The sequence below is a fragment of the Streptosporangium sp. NPDC003464 genome, assembly GCF_053588315.1.
Genome location: NZ_JBSFPS010000570.1, coordinates 1 through 1,178, shown reverse-complemented (window position 1 = coordinate 1,178; position 1,178 = coordinate 1). Strand labels below are relative to the sequence as shown.

At 72.4% G+C, this 1,178-nt stretch carries 1 protein-coding gene and 1 pseudogene; both read right to left on the bottom strand.

Annotation, left to right across the window (positions count from 1 at the left end):
• Nucleotides 1-220 precede the first annotated feature (220 nt).
• A complete protein-coding gene (locus tag ACWDS7_RS48615; protein WP_451934848.1) occupies nt 221-871 on the bottom strand; it encodes an MFS transporter in 651 nt (216 codons plus the stop codon).
• A gap of 90 nt (nt 872-961) precedes the next feature.
• Nucleotides 962-1,178 (bottom strand): annotated as a pseudogene (locus ACWDS7_RS48610) (transposase); the annotation flags it as partial.

Sequence of the window (1,178 nt, the reverse complement as noted above, 5' to 3'; positions counted from 1 at the left end):
ACGCCGCTTGTTCGTCGGCCAGGAACTCCACTGGCGTGAGCGTGAAGCCATCGGCGCCCGACGCTGATAAGGGATCTCCCGCCGAACCCCGCCGCTGGGCCTGTCACCTGTGCTAGAGGTGTCCCGTATGGGGTTGGGGTTATCCCGTGAGGGCCATGTTGTGGAGGCGTACAACGCCGAACATGGCCTGAGAAGGCTCAGCCACTGGACGGCAGGCAGATCATCGCGCGTCCGAGGCCCCGATGAAGCTGGGATCGCTGCGCACCGACCGCGTTCGGATGGGTGAGCGCCGGGACAGCAGCCATCCCATCAGCGCGGCGGCGAGGCCGGCCAGGCCGGCCGCCGTGAAGCCGCCTGCCGGTCCGGACGTGTCGATCACCCCGCCGACGATCGGGACGCCGAGGGCGAAGCCCGCGCCCAGCGCTGAGGACTGCAAGCCTGTCGCCTCACCGCGCACGCTCGCGGGTGCGAGCCGGCTCACGGCGTCGGACAACGCGGAAAGAGTCGGTGCGGCAAGCAGCCCCGCGCCGCAGCCTGCCACACACAACCAGCGCCAGTCGTGGGCCAGTCCGGCGGGAATGGTCACCAGCCCGAGCAGGCCGAGCAGCAGCCAGGTGGGCAGCGGTCGCGGGAGCGCGCCGTACAGAAGCCCGCCGGCTATGGAGGCCGCGCCGTACACGGCCACCACGACGGCGGCCCAGGAGATCTGGCCGGCTTCTTCGAGAGTGGCCACGACGGCCAGGTCGGTACCGTTGAGCACGATCGTGGCGCCGAACGCCATCACCAGCACCGCGGTCATTCTCGGGCCCAGCCACTCCCGGCGACGGGGGCGGTCGGCTGGGTCGGCCGGCGCCTCGTCCTCGGCCCGCAGCGGGGGTTGAGCAGGGCGATCCCCGCTCCGCCCGCCACGATCGCAGCGCCGACGCCCCAGGCCACCACGCCGGAGGGCAGTTGTGCCGCTCCCGCGCCGGCGCAGGTAGGTGCGGATGGCGCGGGAGCTGGAGCCCTTGTCGGCGATCACGTGTTCGGGCCGGGTGCGGGGCCGGCCGACGCCGGCGCGAGGTACCCGGATGGCCTCCATCGCGGCGGTGAACTGGGTGCAGTCGTTGACGTTGCCGCCGGTGAGCGCGGACGCCAGGGGCAGGCCGCGTCCGTCGACGGCCAGGTGGATCTTGGTG